At 49.6% G+C, this 17,665-nt stretch carries 29 protein-coding genes; 11 read left to right on the forward strand and 18 right to left on the reverse strand.

Annotated elements, in window-relative coordinates:
- Positions 1 to 30 precede the first annotated feature (30 nt).
- From DUL71_RS29315 to DUL71_RS29355, 9 genes are all read right to left on the reverse strand, one after another.
- Positions 31 to 702: a hypothetical protein gene (locus DUL71_RS29315; RefSeq protein WP_114941375.1), complete on the reverse strand. Its 672-nt coding sequence runs from the start codon at positions 700 to 702 to the stop codon at positions 31 to 33.
- Positions 703 to 713: 11 nt separating this feature from the next.
- A complete protein-coding gene (locus DUL71_RS29320) occupies positions 714 to 1,388 on the reverse strand; it encodes a conjugal transfer protein TraI (protein WP_114941376.1) in 675 nt (224 codons plus the stop codon).
- Positions 1,385 to 3,838 (reverse strand): TraG family conjugative transposon ATPase, encoded by a 2,454-nt coding sequence (locus DUL71_RS29325; RefSeq protein ID WP_114941377.1) that lies wholly within the window; start codon positions 3,836 to 3,838, stop codon positions 1,385 to 1,387. Before DUL71_RS29325 ends, DUL71_RS29320 begins: the two co-directional genes overlap by 4 nt.
- 48 nt (positions 3,839 to 3,886) lie before the next feature.
- Positions 3,887 to 4,687 carry a hypothetical protein gene (locus DUL71_RS29330; RefSeq protein ID WP_114941378.1) on the reverse strand — a complete coding sequence of 267 codons (801 nt, stop codon included), beginning with the start codon at positions 4,685 to 4,687 and terminating at the stop codon, positions 3,887 to 3,889.
- Complete coding sequence (locus DUL71_RS29335; protein WP_341867754.1) at positions 4,677 to 5,081, reverse strand: DUF4133 domain-containing protein; 405 nt, start codon at positions 5,079 to 5,081, stop codon at positions 4,677 to 4,679. Before DUL71_RS29335 ends, DUL71_RS29330 begins: the two co-directional genes overlap by 11 nt.
- Positions 5,082 to 5,123: 42 nt before the next feature.
- A complete protein-coding gene (locus DUL71_RS29340; protein WP_114941379.1) occupies positions 5,124 to 5,342 on the reverse strand; it encodes a hypothetical protein in 219 nt (72 codons plus the stop codon).
- A 7-nt stretch (positions 5,343 to 5,349) separates the two neighbouring features.
- Complete coding sequence (locus DUL71_RS29345; protein WP_114941380.1) at positions 5,350 to 5,796, reverse strand: hypothetical protein; 447 nt, start codon at positions 5,794 to 5,796, stop codon at positions 5,350 to 5,352.
- 38 nt (positions 5,797 to 5,834) lie between these two features.
- Complete coding sequence (locus DUL71_RS29350) at positions 5,835 to 6,167, reverse strand: DUF4134 domain-containing protein (protein ID WP_114941381.1); 333 nt, start codon at positions 6,165 to 6,167, stop codon at positions 5,835 to 5,837.
- 255 nt (positions 6,168 to 6,422) lie between these two features.
- Positions 6,423 to 6,923 carry a hypothetical protein gene (locus DUL71_RS29355; protein ID WP_114941382.1) on the reverse strand — a complete coding sequence of 167 codons (501 nt, stop codon included), beginning with the start codon at positions 6,921 to 6,923 and terminating at the stop codon, positions 6,423 to 6,425.
- 174 nt (positions 6,924 to 7,097) lie between these two features.
- On the opposite strand from DUL71_RS29355, the gene DUL71_RS29360 reads away from it, so the two are divergent.
- The 3 genes from DUL71_RS29360 to DUL71_RS32830 all read left to right on the forward strand — a co-directional run bounded on the left by DUL71_RS29360 (position 7,098) and on the right by DUL71_RS32830 (position 8,153).
- Positions 7,098 to 7,403: a hypothetical protein gene (locus DUL71_RS29360; protein WP_114941383.1), complete on the forward strand. Its 306-nt coding sequence runs from the start codon at positions 7,098 to 7,100 to the stop codon at positions 7,401 to 7,403.
- A 133-nt stretch (positions 7,404 to 7,536) separates the two neighbouring features.
- Positions 7,537 to 7,983, forward strand: a complete 447-nt coding sequence (locus DUL71_RS29365) for a hypothetical protein (protein ID WP_114941384.1) — start codon at positions 7,537 to 7,539, stop codon at positions 7,981 to 7,983.
- A 32-nt stretch (positions 7,984 to 8,015) separates the two neighbouring features.
- Complete coding sequence (locus tag DUL71_RS32830) at positions 8,016 to 8,153, forward strand: hypothetical protein (protein WP_425270988.1); 138 nt, start codon at positions 8,016 to 8,018, stop codon at positions 8,151 to 8,153.
- Between the two features lie 81 nt (positions 8,154 to 8,234).
- Here DUL71_RS32830 and DUL71_RS29375 read toward each other — a convergent pair whose 3' ends face one another.
- Positions 8,235 to 8,522, reverse strand: a complete 288-nt coding sequence (locus DUL71_RS29375) for an Arm DNA-binding domain-containing protein (protein WP_114941486.1) — start codon at positions 8,520 to 8,522, stop codon at positions 8,235 to 8,237.
- Between the two features lie 225 nt (positions 8,523 to 8,747).
- On the opposite strand from DUL71_RS29375, the gene DUL71_RS29380 reads away from it, so the two are divergent.
- Both DUL71_RS29380 and DUL71_RS29385 read left to right on the forward strand, forming a co-directional pair.
- On the forward strand, positions 8,748 to 9,224 hold the full coding sequence (locus DUL71_RS29380; protein ID WP_244228869.1) for an SDR family oxidoreductase: 477 nt from the start codon (positions 8,748 to 8,750) through the stop codon (positions 9,222 to 9,224).
- 91 nt (positions 9,225 to 9,315) lie between these two features.
- Positions 9,316 to 9,894, forward strand: a complete 579-nt coding sequence (locus DUL71_RS29385; RefSeq protein ID WP_114941387.1) for a Crp/Fnr family transcriptional regulator — start codon at positions 9,316 to 9,318, stop codon at positions 9,892 to 9,894.
- Here DUL71_RS29385 and DUL71_RS29390 read toward each other — a convergent pair whose 3' ends face one another.
- The 3 genes from DUL71_RS29390 to DUL71_RS29400 all read right to left on the reverse strand — a co-directional run bounded on the left by DUL71_RS29390 (position 9,895) and on the right by DUL71_RS29400 (position 11,445).
- A complete protein-coding gene (locus DUL71_RS29390) occupies positions 9,895 to 10,383 on the reverse strand; it encodes a cupin domain-containing protein (protein ID WP_244228870.1) in 489 nt (162 codons plus the stop codon).
- A 27-nt stretch (positions 10,384 to 10,410) separates the two neighbouring features.
- Positions 10,411 to 10,791 carry a DUF4267 domain-containing protein gene (locus tag DUL71_RS29395; RefSeq protein ID WP_114941389.1) on the reverse strand — a complete coding sequence of 127 codons (381 nt, stop codon included), beginning with the start codon at positions 10,789 to 10,791 and terminating at the stop codon, positions 10,411 to 10,413.
- 72 nt (positions 10,792 to 10,863) lie between these two features.
- Positions 10,864 to 11,445 (reverse strand): Crp/Fnr family transcriptional regulator, encoded by a 582-nt coding sequence (locus tag DUL71_RS29400; protein ID WP_114941390.1) that lies wholly within the window; start codon positions 11,443 to 11,445, stop codon positions 10,864 to 10,866.
- Positions 11,446 to 11,566: 121 nt separating this feature from the next.
- Between DUL71_RS29400 and DUL71_RS29405 the strand changes: the two genes are divergently transcribed.
- From DUL71_RS29405 to DUL71_RS29415, 3 genes are read left to right on the forward strand one after another with little or no spacing between them, the layout of a single operon-like run.
- On the forward strand, positions 11,567 to 12,349 hold the full coding sequence (locus DUL71_RS29405; RefSeq protein ID WP_114941391.1) for an SDR family oxidoreductase: 783 nt from the start codon (positions 11,567 to 11,569) through the stop codon (positions 12,347 to 12,349).
- Positions 12,346 to 12,708 carry a hypothetical protein gene (locus DUL71_RS29410; RefSeq protein ID WP_114941392.1) on the forward strand — a complete coding sequence of 121 codons (363 nt, stop codon included), beginning with the start codon at positions 12,346 to 12,348 and terminating at the stop codon, positions 12,706 to 12,708. The genes DUL71_RS29405 and DUL71_RS29410 overlap by 4 nt, the downstream gene beginning before the upstream one ends.
- A complete protein-coding gene (locus tag DUL71_RS29415) occupies positions 12,705 to 13,607 on the forward strand; it encodes a helix-turn-helix domain-containing protein (protein WP_244228871.1) in 903 nt (300 codons plus the stop codon). Before DUL71_RS29410 ends, DUL71_RS29415 begins: the two co-directional genes overlap by 4 nt.
- A 27-nt stretch (positions 13,608 to 13,634) precedes the next feature.
- Here the strand turns inward: DUL71_RS29415 and DUL71_RS29420 are convergent, their stop codons facing one another.
- From DUL71_RS29420 to DUL71_RS29430, 4 genes are read right to left on the reverse strand one after another with little or no spacing between them, the layout of a single operon-like run.
- Complete coding sequence (locus DUL71_RS29420) at positions 13,635 to 13,931, reverse strand: DUF2000 family protein (RefSeq protein ID WP_114941394.1); 297 nt, start codon at positions 13,929 to 13,931, stop codon at positions 13,635 to 13,637.
- Positions 13,918 to 14,043, reverse strand: coding sequence for a DUF2000 family protein (locus DUL71_RS32835; RefSeq protein ID WP_425270989.1), 126 nt, complete (start codon positions 14,041 to 14,043; stop codon positions 13,918 to 13,920). Before DUL71_RS32835 ends, DUL71_RS29420 begins: the two co-directional genes overlap by 14 nt.
- Before the next feature lie 17 nt (positions 14,044 to 14,060).
- Positions 14,061 to 15,083, reverse strand: a complete 1,023-nt coding sequence (locus tag DUL71_RS29425; RefSeq protein ID WP_114941395.1) for an LLM class flavin-dependent oxidoreductase — start codon at positions 15,081 to 15,083, stop codon at positions 14,061 to 14,063.
- Between the two features lie 52 nt (positions 15,084 to 15,135).
- Positions 15,136 to 15,444: an MDR/zinc-dependent alcohol dehydrogenase-like family protein gene (locus tag DUL71_RS29430; RefSeq protein WP_114941396.1), complete on the reverse strand. Its 309-nt coding sequence runs from the start codon at positions 15,442 to 15,444 to the stop codon at positions 15,136 to 15,138.
- A gap of 55 nt (positions 15,445 to 15,499) precedes the next feature.
- Here DUL71_RS29430 and DUL71_RS29435 point away from each other — a divergent pair, with 55 nt between their 5' ends.
- Positions 15,500 to 15,928: a Crp/Fnr family transcriptional regulator gene (locus DUL71_RS29435; RefSeq protein WP_114941397.1), complete on the forward strand. Its 429-nt coding sequence runs from the start codon at positions 15,500 to 15,502 to the stop codon at positions 15,926 to 15,928.
- A 197-nt stretch (positions 15,929 to 16,125) separates the two neighbouring features.
- Here the strand turns inward: DUL71_RS29435 and DUL71_RS29440 are convergent, their stop codons facing one another.
- Positions 16,126 to 16,674, reverse strand: coding sequence for a nuclear transport factor 2 family protein (locus DUL71_RS29440; RefSeq protein WP_114941398.1), 549 nt, complete (start codon positions 16,672 to 16,674; stop codon positions 16,126 to 16,128).
- Between the two features lie 184 nt (positions 16,675 to 16,858).
- Between DUL71_RS29440 and DUL71_RS29445 the strand changes: the two genes are divergently transcribed.
- Complete coding sequence (locus tag DUL71_RS29445; protein WP_114941399.1) at positions 16,859 to 17,275, forward strand: DUF4267 domain-containing protein; 417 nt, start codon at positions 16,859 to 16,861, stop codon at positions 17,273 to 17,275.
- Between the two features lie 4 nt (positions 17,276 to 17,279).
- Entirely contained in the window at positions 17,280 to 17,660 is a 381-nt protein-coding gene (locus DUL71_RS29450) for a hypothetical protein (RefSeq protein WP_114941400.1), read from the forward strand.
- The last annotated feature ends 5 nt before the right edge of the window (positions 17,661 to 17,665 follow it).

Genomic DNA, 17,665 nt, shown 5'->3' on the forward strand with positions numbered 1-17,665 from the left:
TTTCAAGATCTCCTTTCACCTTTGTTTTGGTTATTGTAGGCCGTAAAGCCTTTTCATTTGTTCGCGTTCTTTTTGCTGCTGCTGTCGATGGAGCGCCAGTTTGCGGCATTTGGCCGTGAAGTAAGCTGCAAAGTCATGTTTGTCCTTCATGCGTTCATAGCTTTTATCCAGCCGGTCCAGTCGTTGGGCATCGTTCAATTGCAATTTGCCGGGTGTGAGCACATCGGTCAGTTCGTCCATATCCGTTTTACATTTGGCAAGCAGTCCGGTGCTCACCTGATCGAGATATTGCAGTTCTTTTGGATTAAGCAGTTTTTGTTTGGCCTGCCATTGTTTTTCGTTCGCAAAAAGCGAACGGATCTGCTGGTACAGGCTGTCGGTGGCGCGGCTTTTTTGGTCGTTTTTCACCACGGGCGCAACCTGCTGCAAAGCATTGAAATAAGTAGTATGCAGGACAAATGTGCCGTTCTTCAGGTCATGCGCTGCCGTCAGGCCTTTATCGGTGATGGTGTAACCGGTTTTAATCGCGCCCAGGTAGAGCTGGTAAGCGGCGAGTTGTTCTGCCATCAGTTTTTTCTTCGTGACCTGCTGGCTGAAGAAGCCGCCGAGAAATTGGGCTTTGGCCGGCGTGGTGCAGAGGCAGGCGAGGGAAAAAATAAAGATGGCGGCTAAGCGCGCGGCTTTGCTGAATGGATTTTTCATATGGGTTGGTTTTATTGTATCCCGTAAAATTGTTTCACCGCCGCGCGGTCGCGGCCGTCTTTGGCACGCTGAAAGCTCAGCGCGGCGTTCTGCCGGTTGAACTGTCGCAGGTGGTCGAGGTTCGTTTGCATGGCTTTGGCCGCCAGGCTGATCCGCTCCAACCGTTCGGCATCGTCCATCTGCGCGGCGAGGTCGCTGATGACCGTAATGGTTTCGTCGAGGTTGCGCAGGCTTTCCTGTAAGATGCCGCTATAGATATTGCCCATGTATTTCAGTTCTGTTGGGCTGAAATGCGGGTCGCGCCGGAACAGCGCATTGGCGTTCCGGTATTCGCTGAGGACCTGGCTTTGCTGGCTGATAATACGCTTAACCGCGTCGTAATCCACGATGAGCCTCCGCACTTTGGACAGTTCCCGGTAATAACCGGCATAGAGGTCTTTTTCCTTGGTGAGCCAATCGGCGATCCCGTTCAGGCTGTTGAGGTGCAGGGTGTTTTCGACCTGTTGTTCGGCGTTTTGCAGCGCGATGGTCTGGTTTTGCAGGCGCTGCACTTTGATGTCGATAGCGACGATCACCTTTTTGATCAGGCCGGTAAAAGCGCTGGCGGCAGGTACCTGCGCTTTGGCTTCAGGCGTGGCCGTCAGATACAACATGCCGGCAACCAGGATGATGATATGTCTTTTCATGATGCTGCTGAATTAAGTTTCCCGGCCACCAGCGCGGCGATGCCCGCCTCGATGCCGCCGTGTTTTTCCGCGTATTCCCGGACTTGCACCCGCTCTTTGCCCTCCGTAGTAAAGGCGTAATATTCTTCCGGGCAAAGTTCATTCTTGTAGACTTTCATGATCTGCCCGCCGATATCCACGAAAATCTCCCGGTTATCCTTGTTGACCGACAGCAGGATGGTTTTGCCTTTATCCGAGAGGCCGAGGGCGTTTTGCAGTTTGTCGAACTTGCCCTGGAACTTGCGCATATCCATTAAGATTTTGATATCGGCGTTATTGATAATAGCATCCTTAATGACCGGCGAGGAGATCAGGTCGTCCAGTTCCTGGGTGATGACGATAGGTACCCCGTTAAACTTACGGATGGTTTTGAAGGCGTAGCGCAGGAATTCGGCCATACCCGATTTGGCGATGGCCTTCCAGGCTTCGTCTATCGTGAGGACTTTACGGATGCCGGCCAGCTTCCGCATTTTCGATATGAACAATTCCATAATGATGAGCGTCACGACCGGGAAAAGGATCGGGTGGTCTTTGATCTGGTCGAGTTCGAACACAATGAAGGGCTGGCTGAGCAGGTCGAGGTTTTCCCTGGCGTTCAGCAGGTAATCGAATTCCCCGCCTTTATAATAAGGCCTTAGTACGTACAGAAAATTGTCCATATCAAACGCGCTTTCTTTTACCCGGTGGCTTTTCAGCACTTCACGATAGTCGCGTTCCAGGTATTCATAGAAAGAATCGAAGCCTGGGAATACCGTGGCGTTTTGTGCTAAATACACATAATAGCCCTGCAAGGCATTGGAGAGGGCCACGTATTCCGCCCGGTTGAACGTTTCGTTTTCCCCTTTCCAAAGTGATACCAGCAAAGCTTTGAGGCTCTCCTTTTTTTCCGTATCCAGCACTTCTCCCTTGGATAAATAAAATGGGTTGAAGCGGATGGGATCATTTTCGGTATAAGTGAAATAATACCCTTTTAGCGCCTCGCAGAGCCCGAGGTAACTGCCGCCGATATCGACGGTCACACAATGCGCGCCCTGGTCGTAAAGTGAGCGCAGGATGTGGTTGACCGTCATCGATTTGCCGCCACCTGAAGTGCCGCAAACCAGTGTGCCCATATTGGAGGTGATCCCTTCCTTTCGGGGGGCGTCGAACAGGTCGGCATAGACCGGTTTGCCGGATAAGCGGTCGCAGAAGCGGATGCCGTCCAAGGGGTTGGCGCTTTTATAATTGCTTTCGAGATTGAGAAAGCAGGCGGCTTGTTCGGCAAACGTATCGAAGGTGTCGTTGACCGGGAAATCGCCCGCATTGCCGGGGATACCTGCCCACCAGATCTGCGCGGCGCCGTCGGTTTCCGGTTTAGCGGAGGCATCCATCGCGGCCATCGCCGATAAGACCTGGTTGCCTTTGCTCAACAGTTGTTCCCGGTCATCCGACCAGACCATCACGTTAAAATGTGCTTTCACCGGCAGTCGCTGGCTGCCGATGGCCTCGTTGAGGTAATCGTTCGTGGCCTCCAGCGAGATGGCGTTCTCGCGGGAATAAGCCGAGAGCGATTGCAGGCGCAGCCTTTTCTTTTCCAGTTTTTTGAGCGTGGCCTGTGCATCGCCGACAAAAATGTATTGGTTATAGATATGGCTGGTTTGAAGTAAAAGCCCGAGCCGGGCGGCAAAGCTCACCGGGAATTTGGTCTGGTCGGTGGAATAGGGCTCGTAGGTCAGGCGGGAACCGCAATATGGCGGCAGGCTTTCGGTATCGCCCAAAGTATAGATGGCCAGCCGCCGGTTGCCGATACGCACCGTTTCGTCAAAAGTGATATCCTGGTACAAGGCCTGGTCATCGCTTTCGGCCAGGAAACAATAACGTTCGATCAGCCCGGTTTTCCTCAGCTGGCTTTGCAGCTTGGCGGCGGTCAGGGGCGTAACTTTGAGCAGGCGGGTGTCTTCTAGCAGGCGTTTGAACTGGGCGGCCACATCCCGGAATTCGCGGACGGCTTGCGGGCCTAACATTTCGCGGGGTATCAGGGTCGGCCGGATCAGGCTGGAAAATAGCGAGCCGCTGGGTTTACTGCCCTTCGGTTTTTTGGTCAGGTAAACGATGCAGTCGTGCGCGAGGTAGGGCCTGCCTTCAAAGTAACGACTGCTGGCTTGGTTCAGAAAAGTAGGATGGCCTGCGGTTTCGCCCACTTTTGTTTTTTGCTTAAAAAACCAATCCTGTTTATGTAGCACGCTGTCTTTGGGCAATGCCCGGATAGCTTTTACCCAGGCCTGGTGCAGGTTTTCGTAATCCTCATCCGAGAGCGTGAACACTTCCGGCAGGCTGATGCGGAAGGCCAGCGTAAACTCGCCCTGTTTGGATAAGATGGCGTCGTTTTCGATCCCCAGGATGGGCAGTATGTTTTTCAGTTGTTTTTCCATGTCACGTATCTCTTTCACATTTTCAATTGGGCTGGCGAGGGGAATAAATCAAAAGCGGTGGCGGTTGCGCGGCCTGACCTTTTGCATGTTTTCCTGGTGGTCAAGCTGCAATTGTTCCTTGTTCTGGCGGATCAGCCTCGGAATTTCCGTTTCACTCAGCGGGATGACTTCCGCTTTCAGTTCTTTTTGGATCGGGTGGCGGCGTAGCAGCCCGCGTTCGTCCATGCCGTAGATCTGCGCAATACCCACCGGGTCGAGCCCGATCTCATTGGGTAGTTTGAGCTTGATCACACCAGGCGGGAATTCCAGCAGTTTCGGGTCGATGGATACGGTTTGTTTCATCAGCGGTTCATAAAATGCCTCGTAATTCCAGCCGTCATTGGTCAGTTCAAAAGATTTGAGGCTGATGACCGGGAAGAAGTGCTGCACGTGGCGGAGTTCGTGCAGCCGCAGGTCGACGATGAACTGCTCACCGGCTATGTCGATGGCCGGCAGGATACCCGCACGTCGCGCTTCGAGCGCATAAGGATCTACGATGATATCGAAATCCGTTTTACCGCGTAGTTGTTCGACGGGCAGCTTGTACTTTTCGGCCATCCCATGCGGGTCAAGTTCGGCCAGGGTCGGAACGGTGACGCGTTTGATGGGCCGGTCAGGGTCCAGGTTGGTCGTAGCGCAGCAGTACACCGTATCGTAATGAAACTGATAATGGTTACCCTTGTCCTGCATGTCGCTGATGAACGAGATCTTATTGTGCGGCCTGTCCGTTTGTCTTAATTCCTGTTGATGGATATCCACCTCAAAGGACGTGCCTTCTATGGTGAATATCACGGGCTCTTTAAATTTCATACATCTGTCCTCCTGTAGTTATTTGTTGGAAAAAGCGGCGGCCGTAGGATTTCAGGACGCGGGGCACCTGCTTGCGGGCCATGGCTTTCATCAGGCCGTGCTCGCCATATTTGCGGCTTAGCGCGAAGATTTTCATGGAGCCGAATACTGCCGCGGGGCCGCAAATAATGAAGCAGATGATGGTCCCGGCGCCGATAATGTACAATGCGGCGAACAGGGTCATCAAAGCGGCCATCAGCCCGGCGAAATACCAGATGTATTGTGCCCTTAACCCGTGGAACTCGATGCTTTTGTTAATGCCTTTATTAATGGTATAGATGCTGTTGTTCATGGTATCTTTTTTGAGCTTCCTTTGCAGATTGTCTTTTCGTGCCGGTGCTGTTCCGCCCGGCATTGCTGTAAAAGCGGGGCGGGCGAGGGGGAAAAAACGAAAGGGTCAGGGGGGAAAAGCCTCAGGCCAGTTGGAAGCATGGCGTTTCTCCCATTCCTGTTTTTCGCCTGCGGGGTACAATACGGCCTTGATGCTGCCGAAACTAGCGTATTTGCGCAGGGCGGCGGTACCGTGCGCGGATAATACATCGCCGGGTTTGTAGACCAGCGCGATGTGGATCGCTTCGATGTTATCGCGTAGTTGATGGAATGGGTTAAATGACATGAGGGTTTTAATTTTCGGTTTGCTGGTTTTCGAGGTATTCAGCGATCATGCCGGTGATAGCTGCGCGCAGGCCGCGATGGTCTTCATGTTCTTCGCCGAAACCGAAGACTTCGAAGATGGGTTCGCAGCCACCGATGAGGTTGATGAGTTCATAAGTGAGGATGCCACTGCGGTTCAGCCGCTGGTAGCCCTCCGGGAATTCTTCTTCCAGTAGTTCGCGCATCCAGCTGAAGCGGGAGGGGCGGAGGTCGCGGGTAAGTTCTTCGAGACAAAGCGCTTCGATCACATAGGCCGGTCGGTTATCCTGTTGCAGCTCTTCGATCAGTCCGCTGATGGAATTGACCTTGGTGCTTAGGTAATGGCTCAAACGGTGGTCTTCCTGCAAAGCGATGAGCAGGTCGGTATGGTGTTGCACCATATAGCTGTGCAGCTTGCCGATGAGTAATGTTTTCATTTTTCTGTTCTTGTGTTAATCCCCCTTGAGGGTTCGGGCTACAGGCCGAAGAATGATTTGATGATGGTGGCTACGACGACCAAAAAAATGCAGGAACCGAACCAGGCGGCGGCGACTTTGGAGGTGTCCTGGTCCCCGCTGTTCCATTTCTGGTAGACTTTGACGGCCCCGATAAGGCCGACAATGGCCCCGATACCGTACATCAGGCTGGTGCCGCTTTCAAAATAGCTCCTGACCTGGGTGTTGGCTTGCTGGATGCCTGCGTTACCGTCCTGAGCCTGGGTCGTTAAATAAGCCAGGGTGATGAATACCGCGCATACGGCGGCTTTGGGTAGGGTTTTGCCCCACGATTTTCTCTTGCACTTTTCCATTTCACTATCGTTTTGTTCTTATTGAATTCTGAGGCTTTTTTGCTTTTCGCTTTCGGCCTTTTGCTTTTTTCGGGGCATGGGTTTCCCATACCCGCTCCCGGTGTTCCCGGGAGGGGCGGGAAAAAGCCGCTACCGTAACCCATTTCTATCCGGTCCTGGCTCTACAGCACGGGGCCGGTGCAGCTTTTTGGGGTTGTCTCAATGTTTCCCCTTAATGGCCCCGCGGGTTGCGAGGCCGGGGAATGGCACGGCGTGCTAAGCGCTCCACCACAGATCCACTTCACTTTCACTCAGCAGCGCCGTGCCGGTATTTTCGCATTCCCTGACGACGAGGGCGTTGATCTTTTCGCGGTCTTTCGTCGCGGCGACATCAGGGTAATCGTTGAGTATTTTCTGGAGTTTGGGAATGAGCTCAGCGGGGGCGAAAGGTTCGTCGCTTGCCTCACCGATACATTGTCGTAATTGCCAGGCCAGATCTCCGGCAGTTCCGCTGAAAGCTGGCTGTTGTGCATAGGCCATAGTTTCCTTTACCATCGTTTCGAACGTTTCGCCAGATTGGATAACAGGTGCTTCCTGGTATTCCAATGCTGAAGGCAGTTCCAGCGTATTTTTACTTTTGCCGGTTACCCGGTTGATCACCTTCCTGATCTCTGAACGATAATGCTTCCAGGAGATAAAGGCATAGTAAATAACCATAGCAGCAATTGAGGTGCTGATGTATTGTTTCCAGGAGATATTGTTTAAAAGCTGTTCCATTTTCGTATTGCTTAAGTGATAATCCGGCGGTTATGTGCCGTTTGATGATACAAAGCAAGCGGATTTGGAGACGCGCATAAACTTCAACTTTGAGTTGAAGCTGTATTGAATTACTTGAAGCCAGTATGAAAAGGGGGGCGCTTTTTCTTCAGGTTGGGTTGTTTGCAGGAAAATATGAGCAGACTGGGTGTGTCTTGGAGCGGCATGTTTGGTTCTCATGGTGGGGCGTCTATAGCTCCCAAAGATGTTATTTTATCCGAAGGAATGCCTCCTGTAGAAAGCGAAGGTGATGCTATAGAGGTGAAAATAAAGGAAGGGTGGACATTAGAACAAAGAAATGCAGCGGTACCTAAAGTTGAAAAAATTAATTCTTTAGAACCCACAGTTACAACTGGTATTAAAAGACTTGGAAATAATAGAGGTAGCTTTGAAAAAGCTGGTGGTAGTGCTACTCTTCTGAAGATGTCGATCATATGTTAGATTTGCTGTTAAGGGGACTTGGCGACGTGTCAAATATGTGGGGGTTGGATAAGAGCTTTAACAGGTTATTTGGAAAGCAAATAAATAATCAAATAATAGGGGCCGGCACTAAAGTAAAAATAGTAATACGACAATGAAACTAGAAGATTTTGAAAACCAATACAAGTTATTGGGCATTGATAATTTATATTGCAACACGTATTCGAATATGGGACGGAAAGTTCTTGAAACGAACCCAAAAATCAAAGCCTTGTTGGAAAGGCACGAGGGCGCTACTTTCGAAAATGGATTGATCAGAATACATAACGCAGGGTCCTTTTATTTTTGGACAGGTCTGCCGTTTGAATTTTTTAAGCGATACAGAGGAAAGGCGTATGTTTTTGCATATGACTGGATGGGGCGACAGTATGCCGTTTTGGGCGAAAATATTATTTTGATGCTCGATCCAGCAACTGCTGAAGTCTTTGAGCTAAAAGTCTCTTTGGAAGAGTTTTTTAATGTTGATCTTTCCCAGGGAAAGGAAGATCTTTTAGAACAATCCAAATTTCTAGAATCATTAACTTATTATCTGGTGAGTTAAGCTACAAGGATTGCATCGGTTTCATAAAACCACTGTTTTTAGGCGGTAAAGATGAAGTTGCTAATCTAGAAATCACACAAATGGAAATTTATTGGGAACTATCTTATCAAATATATAATAAAACCAAGAATCTACCTCCCGGAACTTTGGTCAACTTTAAAATCAAATAAATTACTGATCAAATGCCCGCTTAACTGTTTTGCTTTAAAAACGGGAAAACAAAATTGCCCGAACTTATCCGGAAAAGCTCGCTAAGAAAGGAGGGAGAAGTAGCAATTATCAAATGTAATGACAGACCTTGGCATAACCGGCATTTGCGATTGTAATCCATCGAGATAATTGTTTAAAGCGCGGACATCTTCTTTCGTTCCTGTAAGTCTTCCTGCTTTATTATTCCAGCGGGACGGCTCACAGGTTCTCCCGGTAGTGGCTTCTGATCGTTTACCGTCAACAGTAAACCGGAGATAAACGGGTATTGGGCCTGATTGATAGTTCTTTGGCTTTTTCAAATAGAAAAGCAGATTGACGTTTGTTCTCATGGAAATGAGGATTAATAATGAAACAAAATTAATTTTCTCATCACTTGAGCGCAAGATGTTCATATTTTGAACCGCTTGCATATCAAACAGTTGCAAAAGAATTGGCGAGTCATTGAGCTACTTTGATTGACTCACCGCATTACTCACCAGAATTATGATTTCAGATGAATAATTTGGTGAGCCCCGAAAGCAAAAAACCCTTCAAATGATATCATTTGAAGGGTTTTGCTCAATTTTAATATTGATGTAGCGGAATTAATGTATATGGACCTGAACCTGAAAAGCACCTACTTCTCCGTAAAAAAAGCATTGCCCTATCTGAATGACGGCGCATCGATCATACTGATCGGTTCAACCGCCGCGCACCGCGCAGCGCCGGGCATGACCATTTACGCCGCCGCCAAAGCTGCCGTGATCTCGCTGGCGAAAGGCCTGTCACTGGATCTGCTGTCCAGGAGGATCAGGGTGAATACCTTATCGCCCGGCTCAATCGATACACCCGTGTTCGGCAAGATCGTACCCCAAGAACACGTGGCGAGTGTTAAACAGCTATGGGTTGACCTGATCCCCGTTGGCAGAATGAGCTCTCCTGCTGATATGGGCAAAGCGGCGGCTTTCCTGGCTTCAAAGGATTCGGCCTTTATTGTGGGCACAGAACTGATCGCCGACGGTGGTATGACCAATATCAGCCTGATGAAATGATCAATAACGGGAGCGTCATTTCTGCACCCTGCCAGCAACCTGATCTTTGAATGTGGCGGGATTTGAATAGCTTTGTTAAAAAGCCGTTTGAATGTCGCCAACGTTTATAAACTATCTTCAGGAAAAAGGTACGCTCACGCCGGAGGACCTGGAATTGATCGCCAATGCTTCGATAGCAAAACGCGCACGAAAGGGTCAATATCTGCTGGAGGAAGGCGAGGTTAGCGACTTTCTCGGATTCGTCGTCAAGGGGGCTTTCCGGTTATTCCGTATCGGGGATGATCGGCAGGAGCATGTGATGCGGTTCGCTATCGAGGACTGGTGGATATCGGATTTCACCAGCTTTATGTCCGGCCTGCCCTCCCATTGTTACATCGAAGCGCTGGAGGACAGTGAGATGATCCGCTTTTCCAAAAAGAGCTGGGAGGAACTGCTCGCTGCCTCGCCAAATTTTAAACGCATCATTGATGCACTGACGACACGGAATTTTGAAGCCCACCAAAACAGGATCTTCAGCAACATCAGCGATCCGGCGGAAGTGCGTTATGAAAAATTCGTGCAGCAATACCCGACGCTTTACAACCGCATCCCATTGTATATGATCGCCTCTTTCCTGGGTCTCACCCGCGAAACCCTGAGCCGTGTCAGGAGGCAAGCCGTTACCAAATAACTATCGCTTATCCAGGAAATCCGCCGGGTACAATACCTGCCCATGCGACCGGGCGATATTCTGGATTCGCTTGAGCGATTCTGCATACATCGGAGGCGGCGGCAAAAACTGGCCCGCCGCAACCGGCTCGCCAATCTCTTCAAAAAAATCTTCCAGGCCCGCCGGAGCAACGGTGCACAGGAGTTGAGCCATTTGATCGCTGATATTTTTAAAGTAATGCACCACGCCGCCCTTGGGTATCAGGACGAATGCGCCTTTTCTGGCGGTATAGGTTCCCGCTTCTGAATGTACTTCCACTTCGCCGTCCACCACGTAAAACGATTCAAAAAAGTCGGCATGGGAATGCGGACTGGGGCCATTTTGCGGCGGCACCCGCATCTCGATGGTCGAAAAGGCGCCGCCGGTTTGCTGCCCTGACACCAGTACGCGGTAATTACCGCCTATAACTGCTAATATTTTACCGCCAACAGGATCGACTATGGATGGCATTGATTTGATGTTTTCCATGATGTGATTTTACTTAGATTTTTTGATCAATAACAAAAGGCCAAACACCGCACAGATCAAGATAGCGATGATATGTGGCATGGCCTGCAAGATACTGTTATAAGGTTTGCTCAGCACCACCAGCATATCGTTTACCGGTATGATGGTTCCGGCCAGCAAGGTGACGCCCACGGTTTGCCTTTGTTTCAGCAATACAAAGCCGCAGAGCAGTATGCCCGAAAAAATATCGCGGATACCTTTGATGTAGTGAAATGAATAATCGCCGCCCGCATTGTAATGAATGCCGAAGCCGGCAGTAGCCGCTTCAGGGGCGAAAAAGAAACGGGTCCCTAAAAAGATCATGCCCAAACCCAGCAGGCATGCCATTGCATAAGAAATTTTTGTTGTCATGATTTTAAGTATTAAATGATGACACAAAATTCCCTAAATCAGGTTTGGCATTCATGCACCTGGGTTAACAAATCATTTTGAACTAAAAATTCTTTTGCGAATACGGCTGAGCGATTGCGGCTTTACGCCGACATAGGAAGCGATATGGTATTGCGAAACCCTTTGCAGCAGGTCAGGATGTTCGCTCAGCAACTTTTGATACCGGTTTTCCGGGCTATCGGTGTACAAAGAAGTCAGAGCTTTCAGCAATTGAACAAACACCTGTTCGATCACCATTCTGCCAAACCGTTCGCCGCCGCTAACGGACTGATAGAAAACCTGCAGGTCGGCGTGGGAGATCTGCCATAGCGCACAATCTTCCAGCGCCTGGATGATCTTGGTAGACGGCGTCTGCGGCAGGAAGCTTTCATAGTTGCAGACGAAGTTATGCTCCTGCCCGAACTCATAGGTCTTTTCCTCGCCGTCAGCATTTATATAATAGCGTACCAAGCCCTTTTCGATAAAGCCGGCGTATTTACATACCTGTCCGTCCGCAAGAAAAAATTCACTCTTTTTAAGGTCCCTTTTTTTGAACAATCTGCCGATCACATCCACCTCGTCCTCGCTGAGGCTGATCAAAGATCGTATGCTGCTGATCAAAGCTTCCGGTATCATTTCATCTTTTTGGTGAAGTTAAACTTTTTTGATCATATCCTTTTGGCTACAAGCTTCCGACTTTTGAACACATTGCCTTGCTGGAAAGGGTACAATTTTGCTTTCAACAAAAACAGCAAACATGGAACTACAACATAACACGATCCTGATCACCGGCGGAACCAGTGGCTTCGGCTTCGAGTTCGCCTCGCGGCTACTCGCGCTTGGCAATACTGTGATCATCACGGGTCGGAATATTCAGAAATTGCAGGAAACAAAACAACAATTGCCGGCTATCCATACCATCCAAAGTGATGTCAGCAAAGCCGAAGATATCATCAGTCTATTCGAACAGGTCAGCTCGGAATTTCCCAGGCTGAACATCCTCATCAACAACGCCGGCGAGATGCGGCCTATCATTGTTCATAAAGACCACGGGCTCGAAGACTTAACCCGCGAAATTAGCATTAACCTCATGGGGCCCATCCGTATGGTGCAGCAATTTCTGCCGCTGCTGAAAAAGCAACAAAATGCAGCCATCCTCAACGTCACCTCGGGTATCGCATTAATGGCTTTTCCATTGACGCCGATATACAGCGCCAGCAAATCGGGTCTGCGCGCCTTTACGCAGTCGCTGCGTGTCCAGCTCAAACATACCGGCATCAAGGTTTTTGAACTGGTTGCGCCCGGCTCGCCTACGCCGCTAAACGAAAAGTTTAAGGGCGTGGATGGTTTTAGCAATAATGGTTTTTTACCCGCCGAAAAGATCGTTGCCGAAGCCATAGCCGGCTTAAAAAGCAATAAGTATGAGATATATCCCGGCCCGTTGAAAGTACTGCGTTTCCTCATAAGGCTGTTTCCGGGTACTATACTTAGGTTTGCCAGCAGGATCGGCGCCAAAGCGATGGAGGGAACATCGAAATGAAGACCATAACGATCGTGCTGATGGCCATATCAGCCATCCTGAGCTTTAAACATGGCTGGGATGCTTTCCGTCCGGCGACATCCGAGCAGCTTAAAATGATGACGATGTTGGGGACCAGCCCAAATCTGATGCCTTACTTAGGTGCATTATCTATCAGCATTGGTCTATTGTTACTGTTTCCGCAGACTTTCTTCATCAGTAACGTATTGAATGCCTGTACGATTTTGCTGATCATGGCACTGGCTTTGAGGGCCGGTGATGTAAAAACTGCGCTCATCGAAATTCCTTTCTTAGCGTTGCCCTTATTATTGATCTGGATCAAATCCAATTTTCAATTAAATTTGTGGTCATGGTCATGAAGACACCTTACCGGATCAGGTCGATCACTGAAGTGCACCGCCTGATGGGGCTGCCCAAGCCGCAGCACCCGCTGATCGGGGTCATTGACCTTCAAGGGCTGAAAGATGAGCGGGATATCGAAGCGGTCACCTTTGACTTTTATGTCGTCTCGCTTAAACGGGGCTGCGATAAACTGCTGTACGGCCAGCAGAAATATGATTTCGACGAAGGCCTGATGGCCTTTATGGCTCCCGGGCAAGTCCTGCGTGGTGAACCTAACGGCGTACCCGAACAATTGGAAGGCTGGATGCTGTTTATTCATCCTGATTTCTTATGGAACACGACACTTGCCAAAAAGATTCGGCATTATGAATACTTTCATTATGCCGCTAACGAAGCCCTGTTTTTATCGGATAAAGAAGAGACGATTATCAACGGTATCGTAGACCTCATCAAAAACGAGTACCACGCCAATATAGATAAGTTCAGCCAGGACGTGATCATCGCTCAACTGGAACTGCTGTTTACCTATGCCCAGCGCTTTTACGAGCGGCAGTTCATTACCCGTAAGATCAGCGGCAGCCAATTGCTGAACCGGCTGGAAGACCTGCTGACCAATTATTTCGACAATGAAGCGCTGCTGGCTAAGGGCTTGCCATCAGTACAGTACATCGCTAGTCAGCTGAATATTTCCATTAAATACCTGGGGAGTTTACTCAAACAAGTCACCGGGCAGACCACGCAGCAGCACATCCACGCCAAACTGATTGAAAAGGCCAAGGTAAAACTATCGACCACCGAACTGTCGGTTAGCGAGATCGCCTACAGCCTCGGCTTTGAGCATTCCCAGTCCTTCAGTAAACTCTTCAAAAGGAAGACCCGGCAATCGCCGCTGGAGTTCAGGCAGGCATTCCATTAAGACCATTAATAAGCCATGTGCGCACGGTTAACTATGGAATTTGAGTTTGCCAACTGCTTTATCTACTTTCCTGTTTTCGCCATAAATGATGATCCCAACGAGATCGAGTTCATCATCACCGTTTTTGGCGATTTCCGCCAGGTTACCTTCTTCATTCTTGGTAGCGAATAATTCACGCGTATATACCCCGATCTTTAATTCCCTTTTGCTCGCCCGCGCAAAGGCGCGTTTGAGTTGGTCTTCACTATCGGCACCATACACCAGAATAGGATGTTTAATAAAAGGCAAATAAGGTTCCGGATGCACTGACCTATGGGGCGCCATGGGGCTCCGGTAGTGCAATGGCTATGGAGCTGGCCAAAAAAACGGTCACGTTCAGTTTCTCCCAGTTTTCAAGGGTGTTAAGAATTACGACGGTGATCTTGTTATCGTACATATCAGTTCTTTTCAATATTATCGGTCGCGGCGAACCAATGGCATCACTTGCTCACCGATGAGCCGGATGGAGTTCATGAGCTGTTCATGGGTCAGCCCCGCGTTGTCCATCTGGAAAGTAAAGCGGTCGACGCCGCCGAGTGCTTCGCCGTGGCGGAGCAGTTTTTCGGCTACCCGTTCCGGTCCGCCGACGACCAACACTCCCTGAGGACCGACCAGTTGATCGAACTGTGGCCGGGTGACCGGTGGCCAGCCGCGCTCACGGCCGAGCCGGGTCCATAGTTCCGAATAACCGGGATAATATTCACTGATGGCCTTGTCATCGGTTTCGGCTACATAGCCGGGCGAATGCAAACCCACTTTCAACTGTTCGGGTTTGTAGCCTGCCCGGGCGCCTGCTTCCCTGTACAAGTCGACCAGCGGACGGAACCGGCTGGTATGGCCGCCGATAATTGCCACCATCAGGGGCAAACCCAAAGTGCCGGCACGTGCAAAAGACTCGGGCGTGCCGCCTACGCCTAACCAAACGGGCATTTTCTCCTGTAACGGACGTGGGTAGACGGGCAGGTTCGGGATCGCCGGCCGGAAGCGGCCTGACCATTCCACAAACTCTTGATCACGGATCTTCAACAGCAGGTCCAGCTTCTCCCGGAACAAGGCATCGTAATCGTTCAGATCAAAACCAAACAAGGGATAAGCCTCTACCGACGAGCCGCGGCCGACCACCATTTCGGCCCGTCCTTTAGAGATCAGGTCCAGCGTGGCAAAGCTTTGGAATATACGAACGGGGTCTGCTGCGCTCAATACCGTGACCGCGCTGGTGAGGCGGATACGTGTCGTCCGTGCCGCTGCCGCAGCCAAAATGACGGCAGTTGCTGAATCCAAAAACTCTTTTCTGTGGTGCTCGCCAATCCCAAATACGTCGAGGCCCGAATGGTCTGCCTGTACGATCCGGTCCAGCAATTGTTCCATGGCCTCGACGCCAGTGAGCGAAGTGGAACCGTACATGGCCGAGGCAAAACTATCAATCCCGATTTCCATATCGCAATTTCAGGATATCAGGCGCTGCCGTTGCAATGCAAGCGTCATTTTTTTAATTACCGGTTTGCGATACCGCTTTGCTGCCATCTGCAGCAACATAAGCCAGTGCCGCATCGATATCTTCCAAAGCAAATAGTTGATCGGCTTTAAATTTAAAGAATGGCAGGTGGATCAGCCGGCTGATCTCATCCAGCGCTTCGGCTAACTGTTCAGGGTTTTGCACAGCCTCTGTTTGAAAATTGCTAAAGCCTTTAATTGTAATACCTTTGGTCAGCATGCTGTTGTGAAAAGCTGCTGGAGCCGGGCCGCCAAGGAAACCGTAAGCAAAGATCGTCGAGCCGGAAGGTGATACCGGGATCAACTGGCTCAGCAAATCACCGCCGACGCCATCGAATACTGCTGTCGTTTTAAGCGCTGTGGCTAAAGCGGCATTTTGCTCGCTCCGTTTATTCCGTATCGGGGATGATAAGCAGGAGCACGAGATGAGGTTCGCTATTGAAAATTGGTGGATATCTGATTTTACCAGCTTTATGTCGAGTCAGCCTTCCATTTATTATATCGAAGCATTGGAAGGCAGTGAGCTGATCCGCTTCTATAAGGAAAAATGGGATCAGTTACTTGCCGCCTCGCCGAATTTCAAACGCATCATCGAGGAGCTGACCGCGAAAGACTTCGAGGCACATCAGAACCGGATCTTCAGTAACATCAGTGAGCCGGCGGCAGTGCGTTATGAAAAGTTTGTTCGCCAGTACCCAACCTTGTACAACCGCATCCCCTTATACATGGCCGCATCTTTCCTCGGGCTAACGACGGAAACGTTAAGCCGTGTCGAGGCAGGTCGTTAAAAAGAGTACCGACCCTTCGCAGGCACCACCGGTGGATGATGCCTGATTGATCATCGCTAAGACAGATCGAACTCTTTTCACAAAATAAGCCCTACAAAAAAGAACAGGCAGCGTTATACATTGCGGCCTGTTCGTTTAAAGATTAATTCCGAAGGATGGTAACAGAGATATCTGTGATACTACTGAAAGCCCAACCCTCATTTTGCCTTATCAGAAACTTCAAAAGAATCTTCGAGCAGATGGTATCGGGTAAGCAGTCCGTTCTTTACAACGATATCGATACTGAACTCCGACTTCATCTGTTTGTTGTTCTTCTTCATGCGTGATTCAAGATAGCCCAGGATAACGACCCTGTCACCTTTGGCGAGTATATCCGTGAAGATCAGCTTTTCTGGTTTGATGTTTTCTCTGAGCAGGCGGAAACTCTCCTTAATCGCGGCTCGGCCGATTCGATGCCCGATCCAGGACACGTGCTTGGTATCACCCGGAATTAAATAATCGGCGTTAACATCAAACTTTGCCGCAAGTTCATCAGGCGTAGCGCCTTTTTTAAAGCTGTCAAAAAACTCGTTTACTACTTTTAACGCAGTGGAATCTCGCTCTTTAAATTGATGATTAAAGCCTTTCGCAATATTTAATTCACCTATGCCTGCAGGTTCATCCGTCGCGGGAGTACCTTTTACCTGAGTAGTGGAGGTAGCCATGGCCATGATGGCTAAACCTGAGATCAATACTAACTTTTTCATACAATCATTTTTTATGACGTCAAAAGTAAACAGGCACGCCGCCGGCCCGGGAGGACATTTGTTAAGTTATTGACGTGACAATTGTCAATTAATTCGACCGGTTTGCCTCGCCGTTATTAATTAATCTGGGTGAATGAACAGCAAACTCAGCCATGCGACATTTGCTTAACAAAATTTAAAGCAAATGAACACGCAAAAAATTAGTTTCTGGGGACCGCGTTCGGCCTCATACTGGCTTACCGCCCTGGCAGCATCAGGCATTATATTTTTAGGTATCAGGTTTATATTGGCACCAAACACCGGAGCTGAGGGGTTCGGCATTCCGCTGGCGCATACCAAGGAGGCGCTGGCCTATGGATGGATCAAGGGGATCCGGGATATATTCGCGGATATTGTAGTGCTTACATTTCTTATCTCCCGCCAGTACCGTGCTATGGCGTTCGCATTTGGCTCAGCGATCATCGTTCCGGTATCCGATTGTCTGACCGTGCAGGCCGTTAAGGGCACACAGGACCTGGCACATTTAATGATCCATGGCGGCACGGCTATTTACATGGCGATCACCACGATCTTTTTGTTCAAAGCGAGATCAAACAAATAATATCATGAATATCCAACTGATGAATATGATCAATGGCGTAGCGATAGTCGCTACAGCCGTTGTTTTTGGAACCGACATGTTCTTCGCCCTGCTTGGCAAAAAAGCCATCTCCAAAAGCAAAGATCAATCCATTGCCGACGTGATGGGGTACCTGCATGAAGTGGCCGATGCCCGGATGCCTGTTTTCGGGATAGTTGCCATTGCAAACGCTTTAGGGCAATTGGTATGGCATGGTTTGCATGCCGCAGAAGGTCAGTTAGCCGCGCTGGCATTAATAGCACTACTTGTACACCTCACGGTTTATTTCAGCGTTTCCAGGCCCGTAAATAATATGATGAAAGCTGCGGGAAAATATGGCGGGATCATACCTGATGTAAAGCAGTAGCAGCA

Origin of the sequence: Mucilaginibacter endophyticus (assembly GCF_003351025.1) — a bacterium.
Taxonomy (GTDB): domain Bacteria; phylum Bacteroidota; class Bacteroidia; order Sphingobacteriales; family Sphingobacteriaceae; genus Mucilaginibacter; species Mucilaginibacter endophyticus.

What these genes read in the sequence shown, in the direction of transcription:
- DUL71_RS29425 (WP_114941395.1), bottom strand. Translation starts at nt 15,083, where the DNA reads ATGGAAATCGGGATTGATAGTTTTGCCTCGGCCATGTACGGTTCCACT.
- DUL71_RS29410 (WP_114941392.1), top strand. Translation starts at nt 12,346, where the DNA reads ATGAAGACCATAACGATCGTGCTGATGGCCATATCAGCCATCCTGAGC.
- DUL71_RS29335 (WP_341867754.1), bottom strand. Translation starts at nt 5,081, where the DNA reads ATGCCGGGCGGAACAGCACCGGCACGAAAAGACAATCTGCAAAGGAAG.
- DUL71_RS29355 (WP_114941382.1), bottom strand. Translation starts at nt 6,923, where the DNA reads ATGGAACAGCTTTTAAACAATATCTCCTGGAAACAATACATCAGCACC.
- DUL71_RS29330 (WP_114941378.1), bottom strand. Translation starts at nt 4,687, where the DNA reads ATGAAATTTAAAGAGCCCGTGATATTCACCATAGAAGGCACGTCCTTT.
- DUL71_RS29400 (WP_114941390.1), bottom strand. Translation starts at nt 11,445, where the DNA reads ATGATACCGGAAGCTTTGATCAGCAGCATACGATCTTTGATCAGCCTC.
- DUL71_RS29440 (WP_114941398.1), bottom strand. Translation starts at nt 16,674, where the DNA reads ATGAAAAAGTTAGTATTGATCTCAGGTTTAGCCATCATGGCCATGGCT.
- DUL71_RS29315 (WP_114941375.1), bottom strand. Translation starts at nt 702, where the DNA reads ATGAAAAATCCATTCAGCAAAGCCGCGCGCTTAGCCGCCATCTTTATT.
- DUL71_RS29360 (WP_114941383.1), top strand. Translation starts at nt 7,098, where the DNA reads ATGAGCAGACTGGGTGTGTCTTGGAGCGGCATGTTTGGTTCTCATGGT.
- DUL71_RS29325 (WP_114941377.1), bottom strand. Translation starts at nt 3,838, where the DNA reads ATGGAAAAACAACTGAAAAACATACTGCCCATCCTGGGGATCGAAAAC.
- DUL71_RS29365 (WP_114941384.1), top strand. Translation starts at nt 7,537, where the DNA reads ATGAAACTAGAAGATTTTGAAAACCAATACAAGTTATTGGGCATTGAT.
- DUL71_RS29320 (WP_114941376.1), bottom strand. Translation starts at nt 1,388, where the DNA reads ATGAAAAGACATATCATCATCCTGGTTGCCGGCATGTTGTATCTGACG.
- DUL71_RS29415 (WP_244228871.1), top strand. Translation starts at nt 12,705, where the DNA reads ATGAAGACACCTTACCGGATCAGGTCGATCACTGAAGTGCACCGCCTG.
- DUL71_RS29375 (WP_114941486.1), bottom strand. Translation starts at nt 8,522, where the DNA reads ATGAGAACAAACGTCAATCTGCTTTTCTATTTGAAAAAGCCAAAGAAC.
- DUL71_RS32835 (WP_425270989.1), bottom strand. Translation starts at nt 14,043, where the DNA reads ATGTACGATAACAAGATCACCGTCGTAATTCTTAACACCCTTGAAAAC.
- DUL71_RS29420 (WP_114941394.1), bottom strand. Translation starts at nt 13,931, where the DNA reads ATGGCGCCCCATAGGTCAGTGCATCCGGAACCTTATTTGCCTTTTATT.
- DUL71_RS29450 (WP_114941400.1), top strand. Translation starts at nt 17,280, where the DNA reads ATGAATATCCAACTGATGAATATGATCAATGGCGTAGCGATAGTCGCT.
- DUL71_RS29345 (WP_114941380.1), bottom strand. Translation starts at nt 5,796, where the DNA reads ATGAAAACATTACTCATCGGCAAGCTGCACAGCTATATGGTGCAACAC.
- DUL71_RS29395 (WP_114941389.1), bottom strand. Translation starts at nt 10,791, where the DNA reads ATGACAACAAAAATTTCTTATGCAATGGCATGCCTGCTGGGTTTGGGC.
- DUL71_RS29405 (WP_114941391.1), top strand. Translation starts at nt 11,567, where the DNA reads ATGGAACTACAACATAACACGATCCTGATCACCGGCGGAACCAGTGGC.
- DUL71_RS29350 (WP_114941381.1), bottom strand. Translation starts at nt 6,167, where the DNA reads ATGGAAAAGTGCAAGAGAAAATCGTGGGGCAAAACCCTACCCAAAGCC.
- DUL71_RS29385 (WP_114941387.1), top strand. Translation starts at nt 9,316, where the DNA reads ATGTCGCCAACGTTTATAAACTATCTTCAGGAAAAAGGTACGCTCACG.
- DUL71_RS29390 (WP_244228870.1), bottom strand. Translation starts at nt 10,383, where the DNA reads ATGCCATCCATAGTCGATCCTGTTGGCGGTAAAATATTAGCAGTTATA.
- DUL71_RS29445 (WP_114941399.1), top strand. Translation starts at nt 16,859, where the DNA reads ATGAACACGCAAAAAATTAGTTTCTGGGGACCGCGTTCGGCCTCATAC.
- DUL71_RS29340 (WP_114941379.1), bottom strand. Translation starts at nt 5,342, where the DNA reads ATGTCATTTAACCCATTCCATCAACTACGCGATAACATCGAAGCGATC.